Annotated in this window: 7 protein-coding genes; 5 read left to right on the forward strand and 2 right to left on the reverse strand. The window is 70.1% G+C overall.

Going from position 1 to position 10232, the window contains the following annotated elements:
* Positions 1-159: 159 nt before the first annotated feature.
* Together ACFWNV_RS37530 and ACFWNV_RS37535 are read right to left on the reverse strand one after the other, a co-directional pair.
* Positions 160-951 carry a hypothetical protein gene (locus tag ACFWNV_RS37530; RefSeq protein WP_383956124.1) on the reverse strand — a complete coding sequence of 264 codons (792 nt, stop codon included), beginning with the start codon at positions 949-951 and terminating at the stop codon, positions 160-162.
* A 199-nt stretch (positions 952-1150) separates the two neighbouring features.
* A complete protein-coding gene (locus tag ACFWNV_RS37535) occupies positions 1151-2830 on the reverse strand; it encodes a PucR family transcriptional regulator (protein ID WP_383956127.1) in 1680 nt (559 codons plus the stop codon).
* A gap of 253 nt (positions 2831-3083) precedes the next feature.
* On the opposite strand from ACFWNV_RS37535, the gene ACFWNV_RS37540 reads away from it, so the two are divergent.
* From ACFWNV_RS37540 to ACFWNV_RS37560, 5 genes are all read left to right on the forward strand, one after another.
* On the forward strand, positions 3084-3980 hold the full coding sequence (locus ACFWNV_RS37540) for an FAD binding domain-containing protein (RefSeq protein WP_383956130.1): 897 nt from the start codon (positions 3084-3086) through the stop codon (positions 3978-3980).
* 2 nt (positions 3981-3982) lie between these two features.
* The gene (locus ACFWNV_RS37545; protein WP_274550125.1) at positions 3983-4591 is read left to right on the forward strand and encodes a (2Fe-2S)-binding protein; all 609 of its coding nucleotides are present in this window, start codon (positions 3983-3985) and stop codon (positions 4589-4591) included.
* A 2-nt stretch (positions 4592-4593) separates the two neighbouring features.
* A complete protein-coding gene (locus tag ACFWNV_RS37550; protein WP_383956134.1) occupies positions 4594-6999 on the forward strand; it encodes a xanthine dehydrogenase family protein molybdopterin-binding subunit in 2406 nt (801 codons plus the stop codon).
* Between the two features lie 372 nt (positions 7000-7371).
* Positions 7372-8835 carry an NCS2 family permease gene (locus ACFWNV_RS37555; RefSeq protein ID WP_383956137.1) on the forward strand — a complete coding sequence of 488 codons (1464 nt, stop codon included), beginning with the start codon at positions 7372-7374 and terminating at the stop codon, positions 8833-8835.
* A gap of 97 nt (positions 8836-8932) precedes the next feature.
* On the forward strand, positions 8933-10096 hold the full coding sequence (locus ACFWNV_RS37560; RefSeq protein WP_383956140.1) for an XdhC family protein: 1164 nt from the start codon (positions 8933-8935) through the stop codon (positions 10094-10096).
* The last annotated feature ends 136 nt before the right edge of the window (positions 10097-10232 follow it).

The following is a 10232-nucleotide window of genomic DNA, read 5'->3' on the forward strand; positions in this document are numbered from 1 at the left end:
GAAGGGCGGGTAGGGGACCCAGCCCCGCAGGGCCGACCCAGCCGCACCCGCCCACCGGGCCCCGCGCCGGGACGGCGGTGGCGGCAGCCCCGACCGGCCACCACCGGACGGAGTCCGGTGGTGGCCGGTCGAAGCCCGCGTAGCGGTGCGAGGTCGGCGTTAGGAAGGAGTTGGCGTGGGCGCCGGGATCGGGTGGAGTTGGTCGGCCAGCCAGGTGGGGATGCCGCCCAAGAGGTGGAAGAGGCGGCGGGCCTCCGCGCGGAGGCGGGTGGCCTCGGGTTCCGGTTCGGCTTCGGCCAGGGCCGCCAGCGCGGGGGCCGTGCCGATCAGGAAGCCCAGGTCCTCCCGGATGCGGAGGGACTCCGCGAAGCCCTTGCGGGCTTCGGCGACCTCCCCGTCCCGCAGGGACAGCGCCGCCAGGTGCCGCCAGGTGAAGGAGAGCAGGAGCGTGTCGCCGTGGGCGAGGGCGCCCGCGTGGGCCCGCCGGTAGGCGGGCAGGGCGGAGGAGGGCGCGTCCGCGAGGTGTTCCGCGACCAGGCCCCGCCGGAAGTCGAGCAGTGGCCGGGTGCGCGACCCGGGGGACAGCAGCGCCGCCGCCCGGCCGAGCGCGGAGCGTGCCTCGTCGGCCCGGTCGCGTACGCCCAGTACGGTCGCCGCGTAGGCCAGGTGACCCCGCTCGCACGCGGCCGCGCCGCGGTCGTCGTCGTCCTGGGAGACGGCTTCGGCGATCCGCAGCGCGTCTTCGGCTTCGGCCCATCCCTGCCCGGTGAACAGGCAGCGTTCGACCAGTAGCCCGGTCCGCTGCACGGCGGCTCCGGCATCGTGCAGGTGCGGCGTCAGCAGGGCCGCCGCGTCGGTCCAACAGCCGCGCGAGCGCAGCCGCCATATCGCCCGCTGGAGGGGGTCGTCTCCCCCGATAGTTCCGGCACTGGACATGGCGGTATCCGCCACATTGCCCTCCCCAAAGCAACCAAGCAGCACGTCGTTGAGCCCTGGGGCGAAATGAGAGCACGGATCGGCAGGTTCGGCCAAGGGGTCGGGTGAACTCTTTCACAAAGTCCGGACGGATCATCAGTCGCCCCCGCCCGGCCTCGAGTCCGCCTCCACTCGGTCCCGACCGGCCCCCCGGCCGGTCAGGCGGTGGATCTTCTCAGCTCATCCGCAGTGCCAGGAAGAAGTCGAGCTTGTCCTCGAGCCGGGAAAGATCCCTCGCCGTCAACTGCTCGATTCGCCCGACCCGGTACCTCAGCGTGTTGACGTGGAGGTGCAGCCGCGTCGCGCAGCGGGTCCACGAGCCGTCGCAGTCGAGGAAGGCTTCGAGGGTGGGGATGAGCTCCGCGCGGTGGCGGCGGTCGTAGTCCCGCAGCGGGTCCAGCAGCCGGGCCGTGAAGGCGCGGCGGACGTCGTCGGGGACGAACGGGAGCAGCAGGACGTGCGAGGCCAGCTCGTGGTGGCCGGCCGCGCAGACCCGGCCCGGGCGGGCCGCGGCGACCCGGCGGGCGTGCCGGGCCTCTTCCAGGGCCCCGCGGAGCCCCTCGGCGGAGGACACGGCCGCGCTGACGCCCAGGGTGAGCCGGCCGTCGTCGGCGAGGCCGGCCGCCAGGGGGTCCCGTACGGCCGCGAGCAGCGTTTCCGCGTGCAGGGCGGTGTCGGGGCCCTTCTCCTCGCCGGGCTCCCCGGCGGGCGCGGGCAGCGGTACGAGGGCGATCGCCTCGTCCCCGGCGTGCGCGACGGCGATCCGGTCGGAGGGTTCGGGGCCGGAGACGGAGGGGTCGACGAGGATCTCCTCCAGCAGCGACTGGGCGACGGGGCCGCCCGCGATGTCACCGCCTTCCCAGTCCACCCGGGCCACGACGACCTGCCAGTGCGGGGCGGTGCCCAGCCCGGGCAGCAGCACCGGCGCCGCCACCCGCAGGCGGGCGGCGATCTCGGCGGGCGGAGCGCCCGTCTGGACCAGCTCCAGGACCTCCTGGGCCAGGCGGCGGCGCACCGTGCGGGCCGCGTCGCGGCGGTCCCGCTCGACCGCGATGAGCTGGGTGACGCCCTGGAGCAGGTCGAGCCGCTCGGCGGGCCAGTCGCCGGCGTCGGCCTCGACGGCCAGCAGCCAGTCGGAGAGCACGCTCTCGCGGACGTCGCGGGCCGCCGGACCTGCGGCTCCGCGGCCGTGTCCCCTGATCGGGAACAGGGAGTAGGTAATACCCTGGAGGGAGATCCGGTGCGGGCCCCTGCGGCCCGTCCGGACCGCCGCGAGGTGCTCGCTCGCCAGTGCCGCGCAGATGCCCGGCGCCAGCGGCTCGCCCGCCCCGGCGATCTGCCGGCCCGTGGGCGAGAGCACCCAGGCCCGGAGATCGAGGTCCGTGGTGAGCAGATCGAGGACCACATCGGGTCCACCACCGGCCGGACCGGAGGTCATGAGCCGCCGATGGCGGTCCACTACGGCCGCGAGGTCCCCGGCGCGCTCTCCCGAGACCTGCCGCACCACGTACTCGGTGATGGTGGCGAATGCAACGTCTTCGTTTACAGCGAACAACGGGAGACGGTTGCGCAGACACGCCGTGACGAGGTCGTCGGGAATGTCACCCAGTTCGGCCTCGCCGGCCGCCAGCCCGGCCACGCCGGCGCTCGCGAGGATTCGTACGAACGGCTCGGAGTCGGCCGAATTTCGTCTCCAGGCCAGGCCAGTGAGGACCAGCTCCCCTCCGGATAGGTATCGGCTGGGATCCCTCAGGTCGGTCGTCATGACCCCGCGGACCGTCCGGTCGAGTTCTTCCTCGCCGCCCAGCAGCCGCAGCCCCAGCGCCTCGGTTTCCAGCAGTGCGCGCAGCCGCATGATGTCGCCGCCGATCTGTCTCGAATGTTGCCGTTGGAAATCGGGCAGGTCGTCGCATCCTGCCTTTCATACGAATCTACAAGACGAGGGAGGTCCCCAGCCAACTCCTTCATGGTTTCGGTGACTGCACCCGGGGGACGCACGGCCGGTGTACTGAGTCCACACCGCGTTAACAGCACGTGAACGACCAGTCGAGGGCCTAACGGCCTCCTGGCTTGAAGTGAACGACCCGATTAAGAAGAAGAGAGCCGACATGGACTTCCTTCGCCCCGCCAGCTGGGAGGAGGCGCTCGCCGCTAAGGCCGAGTTCCCCACAGCTGTGCCGATTGCGGGTGGCACCGACGTGATGGTCGAGATCAACTTCGACCACCGTCGGCCGGAGTACCTCCTGGACCTGAACCGCATCGGTCTCCTGCGGGAGTGGGAGGTCGGCGAGGACGTGGTACGTCTGGGCGCCTCCGTCCCGTACACGCAGATCATGGAGAACCTCCGCACGGAGCTTCCGGGACTCGCGCTCGCCTCGCACACGGTCGCGTCCCCGCAGATCCGTAACCGCGGCGGTGTCGGCGGCAACCTCGGTTGCGCCTCGCCGGCCGGCGATTCCCACCCCGCGCTCCTCGCGGCGGGTGCCGAGGTCGAGGTGGAGTCCGTACGCGGATCCCGCCTGATCCCGATCGACGAGTTCTACACCGGCGTCAAGCGCAACGCGCTGGCCGCCGACGAGCTCATCAAGACCGTCCACGTCAAGAAGGCGGACGGTCCCCAGCAGTACTCCAAGGTCGGTTCCCGCAACGCGATGGTCATCGCCGTCTGCGCGTTCGGCCTGGCGCTGCACCCCGAGACCCGCACGGTCCGCACCGGTATCGGTTCGGCCGCGCCGACCCCGATCCGGGCGAAGGTGGCCGAGGAATTCCTGAACTCCGCGCTCGAAGAGGGCGGCTTCTGGGAGTCCGGCAAGGTCATCACCCCGTCGATCGCCAAGCAGTTCGGTGACCTCGCCTCCGGCGCGGCCAACCCGATCGACGACGTCCGCGGCACGGCGAAGTACCGCCGCCACGCGGTCGGCATCATGGCTCGCCGCCAGCTCGTCTGGACGTGGGAGCAGTACCGCGGTTCGAACAACGGCCGCTCGCTTGAAGGGGCTGCGTAATCATGCGCGTCAATTTCACTGTCAACGGCCGTCAGCAGGAAGCCGACGACGTCTGGGAGGGCGAGTCCCTCCTCTACGTCCTGCGCGAGCGCCTGGGCCTGCCCGGTTCGAAGAACGCCTGTGAGCAGGGCGAGTGCGGTTCCTGCACCGTCCGTCTCGACGGCGTGCCGGTCTGTTCCTGTCTGGTCGCGGCCGGTCAGGTCGAGGGTCGCGACGTCGTGACCGTCGAGGGCCTGGCGGAGTTCGCCAAGCAGCGCGAAGAGCACGGTCACGGCGGTGCCTGCGGCACCGGCGGCGGCTGCGGCAGCAAGGGCGGCGTCACCCTGGACGCGGCCAAGCAGTGGCAGGCCAAGCCGGGCGACTCGCAGACCGGTGAGGGCGTCGAGCTCTCCACCATCCAGCAGGCGTTCATCGACGCCGGCGCCGTCCAGTGCGGTTTCTGCACCCCGGGCCTCCTGGTCCAGGCCGACGCGCTGCTGGAGGAGAACCCCTCCCCGTCCGACCAGGACATCCGTGAGTCCCTGTCCGGCAACCTCTGCCGCTGCACGGGCTACGAGAAGATCCTCGACGCGGTCCGCCTCGCGGCCGCCCGTCAGTCTGAGGCGGTCTGACCATGGCCCAGAACACGCGCACGGTGCCGGCGGGTACGCCGACCAACGTCACGCAGAAGCACAACAAGGGCGGCATCGGCGAGTCCACGCTGCGCCCGGACGGCACCCTCAAGGTGACCGGTGAGTTCGCGTACTCCTCGGACATGTGGCACGAGGACATGCTGTGGGGCCAGACCCTGCGCTCCACCGTGGCCCACGCCGAGATCGTCTCGATCGACATCTCCGAGGCCCTGGCGATGCCGGGCGTCTACTCGGTCCTGACGTACGACGACCTGCCGGCCGAGATGAAGAACTACGGCCTGGAGATCCAGGACACCCCGGTTCTCGCCAACGGCCGGGTGCGTCACCACGGTGAGCCGGTGGCCCTCGTGGCCGCCGACCACCCGGAGACCGCTCGCCGCGCGGCCGCCAAGATCAAGATCGACTACCGTGAGCTGCCGCTCGTCACCGACGAGGCGTCCGCCCTCGCCGAGGGTGCGCCGCTGATCCACGAGGGCCGTGACGACCACCACATCGGTCACGTCCCGCACCCGAACATCGTGCACCGCCAGCCGATCATCCGCGGCAACGTGGAAGAGGCCCGCAAGCGCGCCGACGTCATCGTCGAGGGCGAGTACACCTTCGGCATGCAGGACCAGGCCTTCCTCGGCCCGGAGTCCGGTCTGGCCGTACCGTCCGAGGACGGCGGTGTCGAGCTGTACGTCGCCACCCAGTGGCTGCACTCGGACCTCCAGCAGATCGCCCCGGTCCTGGGCCTCCCGCCGGAGAAGGTCCGCATGACGCTCTCGGGCGTCGGCGGCGCGTTCGGTGGCCGCGAAGACATCTCGATGCAGATCCACGCCTGCCTCCTGGCCCTGGCCACGAACAAGCCGGTCAAGATCGTCTACAACCGCTTCGAGTCCTTCTTCGGCCACGTGCACCGTCACCCGGCGAAGCTGTACTACGAGCACGGCGCCACCAAGGACGGCAAGCTCACGCACATGAAGTGCAAGATCGTCCTGGACGGCGGCGCGTACGCGTCCGCTTCCCCGGCGGTCGTGGGCAACGCCTCCTCGCTCTCGGTCGGTCCGTACGTCCTGGAGGACGTGGACATCGAGGCGATCGCGCTCTACACGAACAACCCGCCCTGTGGCGCGATGCGCGGCTTCGGCGCCGTCCAGGCCTGCTTCGCCTACGAGGCCCAGATGGACAAGCTCGCGGCGAAGCTGGGCATGGACGCGGTCGAGTTCCGCCAGCTCAATGCCATGGAGCAGGGCACGATCATGCCCACCGGCCAGGTCGTGGACGCTCCGGCGCCCGTCGCCGAGCTGCTGCGCCGGGTCAAGGCCCGTCCGCTGCCGCCGGAGCGCCAGTGGGAGTCCGCCGGCGAGAGCGCGGACGTCCGCGCGCTGCCCGGTGGTCTGTCGAACACCACCCACGGTGAAGGCGTCGTCCGCGGCGTCGGCTACGCGGTCGGCATCAAGAACGTCGGCTTCTCCGAGGGCTTCGACGACTACTCCACCGCCCGCGTGACCCTCGAGGTCATCAACGGCGAGGCCGTCGCGATGGTCCACACGGCCATGGCGGAGGTCGGCCAGGGCGGTATCACCGTCCACGCGCAGATCGCCCGTACCGAGCTGGGTGTCACGCAGGTGACCATCCACCCGGCCGACACCCAGGTCGGCTCCGCCGGTTCCACGTCCGCCTCGCGGCAGACGTACATGACCGGTGGCGCGGTGAAGAACACCTGTGAGGCCGTCCGCGAGGCGGTCCTGGAGATCGGCCGGCGCAAGAACGGCTCGTACCACCCCGCGTGGGCGACCGCCGAGCTGCTCCTCGAAGGCGGCAAGGTCGTCACCGATGGCGGAGAGGTCCTCGCGGACATCGCCGACATCCTGGAGGGCGAAGACGCGATCGACATCGAGCTCGAGTTCCGCCACGCGGCGACTGAGCCCTTCGACCTGGTCACCGGCCAGGGCAACGGCCACGTCCAGTACACCTTCGCCGCGCACCGCGCGGTCGTCGAGGTGGACACCGAGCTCGGCCTCGTCAAGGTCGTCGAGCTGGCGACCGCCCAGGACGTCGGCAAGGCCCTGAACATGCTCTCCGTGGTCGGCCAGATCCAGGGTGGTACCACCCAGGGCCTGGGCGTCGCGATCATGGAAGAGATCATCGTGGACCCGAAGACCGCGAAGGTGCGCAACCCCTCCTTCACGGACTACCTGATCCCCACCATCCTCGACACCCCGACCATCCCGGTCGACGTCCTGGAGCTCGCCGACCCGAAGGCCCCGTACGGCCTGCGCGGTATGGGCGAGGCCCCGACCCTCTCGTCCACCCCGGCCGTCATCGCGGCGATCCGGGCGGCGACCGGTCTGGAGATCAACAAGACGCCGATCCGTCCGGAACTGCTCACCGGCACTCTCTAGGACGGCGTGGTCCGGGGGCCGCGAGGCCCCCGGACCCACCCCCAGATTTCCGGGCGGTGTGACACGGGAACGTCACACTTCCAGCCGCACCGCCCGGAGCACGAAGTCCGGAGTCATCAGTACCGCACCGCTCGCGGTCAGTTTCACCGGAAGTCCCCCCCCAGCAGTACCCCCCGGTTCACCGACTACCCCAGGTGACACCAGGAGTACCAGCCGTACCGCAGAACCCTCGCAGTACCCGCAGTACACGCAGTGCACCATTTGCGTCGCCTCGGGCCGTCACCCCGGGTCGTGCAGCCAAACGCGTTATCCCAAATCCCGTGTCTCCAATCTTTATGCGGGTGCCCCTTTGAACCTTGGGAGTTAGGCACCATGACCCAGTCCTCTGTGGAGCCAAAGACCAGTGCGGAGGAAGCCGGCAACGGCTCTCCGACCCCCGCTGGACAGTCTTGGCTCGACCGGTACTTTCACATCAGCAAGCGCGGATCCAAGGTCGGCAACGAAGTTCGTGGCGGTATCACGACCTTCATGGCCATGGCCTACATCCTCCTGCTGAACCCGCTGCTCCTCTCGGGCGCGGACGTCGACGGCCACAAGATGGCCGCCTCGGCGATCATCACCGCCACCGCGTTCGCGGCAGCCGTCACCACGCTCCTCATGGGCTTCGTCGGCAAGGTCCCGCTCGCGCTCGCGGCCGGCCTCTCCGTGTCCGGCGTGCTGGCCTCGCAGGTGGCCCCGCAGATGACCTGGCCGCAGGCCATGGGCATGTGTGTGGTCTACGGCGTCGTGATCTGTCTCCTGGTCGTCACCGGCCTCCGTGAGATGATCATGAACGCGATACCCCTGGCGCTCAAGCACGCCATCACCATGGGCATCGGCCTCTTCGTCGCCCTGATCGGCTTCGTGAAGGCGGGCTTCGTCGGCAACGGCGGGGAGTTCATGCCCCCCGTCCAGCTCGGCGCGACCGGTGAGCTCTCCGGCTGGCCCGTCCTGCTCTTCGCCATCACCCTGATCGCCATCTTCATGCTCCAGGCCCGCAAGGTGCCCGGCGCGATCCTGATCGGCATCGTCGGTGGCACCGTCCTGGCCGCGATCCTCAACGCCATCGTGGACATCGACCCCAAGGCCTGGAAGAACGGCCCGCCGGAGCTCTCGGGCTCCGCGGTCTCCGCGCCGGACTTCTCGCTCTTCGGTGACGTCTCCTTCGGCGGCTGGGGCGACGTCGGCTACATGACGGTCGGCATGATCGTCTTCACCCTGGTGCTCGCCGGCTTCTTCGACGCGATGGCCACCATCATCGGTGTCGGTACCGAAGCCAAGCTCGCCGACGAGCAGGGCCGCATGCCGGGCCTGTCCAAGGCGCTGTTCATCGACGGTGCCGGTGGCGCCATCGGTGGCATCGCGGGCGGCTCCGGCCAGACCGTGTTCGTCGAGTCCGCCACCGGCGTCGGCGAGGGTGCCCGCACGGGCCTCGCCTCCGTCGTCACCGGCCTGTTCTTCGCCGCCTGCCTCTTCTTCACCCCGATCACGCAGATCGTCCCGGGTGAGGTCGCCTCCGCGGCCCTGGTCGTCATCGGCGCGATGATGATGCAGAACGCCCGCCACGTGGACTGGGCCGACTCCTCGACCTCGATCCCGGTCTTCCTGACCGTCGTGGTCATGCCCTTCACGTACTCGATCACCGCCGGTGTCGCCGCGGGAGTCATCTCCTACGTCGCGATCAAGGTCGCTCAGGGCAAGGCCCGTGAGATCGGCGGCTTCATGTGGGCGCTGACCGGAATCTTCCTGGTCTTCTTCGCCCTCCACCCGATCGAGAGCTGGCTCGGCGTCGGCTGAGCCGACCTGACCAGGTCCGATCGACCTGATCCGTAGCGCACGACCGCACCCTCCACGTATCCGATACTGGAAACTGAACCTCTCCGAGGAGGCCCCCATGCTGGACATCGCCGAAGAACTCAACCGGTGGGTCGAGCAGGGACGTGACTTCGCCGTCGCCACGGTCGTGGCGGTCGGCGGGAGCGCACCCAGGCAGCCCGGAGCGGCCCTCGCCGTCGACAGTGACGGCACGGCCATCGGTTCGGTCTCCGGTGGATGCGTGGAGGGTGCGGTCTACGAGCTGTGCCAGCAGGCGCTGGAGGACGGCGAGACCGTCCAGGAGCGCTTCGGCTACAGCGATGACGATGCCTTCGCCGTCGGTCTGACCTGCGGCGGAATCATCGACATCCTGGTGACCCCGGTCTCCGTGGGCTCTCCCGCACGGGAGGTGTTCGCGGCCTCGCTGGCCGCCGCCGCTCGCGGGGAGGCGGCGGCGGTCGCCCGGATCGCCGAGGGCCCGGCCGAGCTCATGGGCCGCGCCGTACTCGTCCGGGGCGAAGGCTCCTACGAGGGCGGATTCGGCGGCCACCCCGAGCTGGACCGTGCCATCGCCGACGAGGCACGGGCCATGCTCGACGCCGGCAAGACCGGTGTGCTGGAGATCGGTGCCGACGGCCGCCTCTGCGGAGAGCCGCTCAAGGTGCTGGTCGAGTCCAGCGTCCCGCCGCCCCGCATGGTCGTCTTCGGGGCCATCGACTTCGCCTCCGCCCTGGTGCGCATCGGCAAGTTCCTCGGCTACCGGGTGACGCTGTGCGACGCCCGGCCCGTTTTCGCCACGAAGAACCGTTTCCCCGAAGCGGACGAGATCGTGGTCGACTGGCCGCACCGCTACCTGGAGGAGCAGTCCTCCGCCGGCGAGATCGACGGCCGAACGGTCCTGTGCGTCCTCACGCACGACGCCAAGTTCGATGTCCCGCTCCTCGAACTGGCCCTCAAGCTTCCCGTCGCCTACGTCGGCGCCATGGGCTCCCGCCGCACCCACGAGGACCGCAACAAGCGGCTCCGCGAGGTCGGCGTGACCGAGCTCGAACTGGCCCGGCTGCGCTCCCCGATCGGCCTGGACCTCGGGGCCCGCTCCCCGGAGGAGACCGCGCTGTCCATCGCCGCCGAGATCGTCGCCAACCGGCGCGGCGGCACGGGCGCGGCCCTGACCGGCGCGCACATCCCGATCCACCCGGACGCCTCGAACACGGTGATCAGCAGGATCGGTTCCGTCGCTTGAAGAGCTGACGGGCTGTAGCACGGTGTGGAAAGGGCGCGACCCCACGGGGTCGCGCCCGATAGTGCGACGTGGGTGGGGCAAGGGTGGAGAGAGGTTGGAGCGGACTGCTCCCACGGTCTGATGAGTGGTGATTAGA

Origin of the sequence: Streptomyces sp. NPDC058401 (assembly GCF_042722885.1) — a bacterium.
GTDB lineage: Bacteria > Actinomycetota > Actinomycetes > Streptomycetales > Streptomycetaceae > Streptomyces.

Bases quoted from the DNA above. Each gene is read 5' to 3' on its own strand.
- ACFWNV_RS37560 (WP_383956140.1), top strand. From the start codon at position 8,933: ATGCTGGACATCGCCGAAGAACTCAACCGGTGGGTCGAGCAGGGACGT.
- ACFWNV_RS37540 (WP_383956130.1), top strand. From the start codon at position 3,084: ATGGACTTCCTTCGCCCCGCCAGCTGGGAGGAGGCGCTCGCCGCTAAG.
- ACFWNV_RS37545 (WP_274550125.1), top strand. From the start codon at position 3,983: ATGCGCGTCAATTTCACTGTCAACGGCCGTCAGCAGGAAGCCGACGAC.
- ACFWNV_RS37555 (WP_383956137.1), top strand. From the start codon at position 7,372: ATGACCCAGTCCTCTGTGGAGCCAAAGACCAGTGCGGAGGAAGCCGGC.
- ACFWNV_RS37550 (WP_383956134.1), top strand. From the start codon at position 4,594: ATGGCCCAGAACACGCGCACGGTGCCGGCGGGTACGCCGACCAACGTC.
- ACFWNV_RS37535 (WP_383956127.1), bottom strand. From the start codon at position 2,830: ATGCGGCTGCGCGCACTGCTGGAAACCGAGGCGCTGGGGCTGCGGCTG.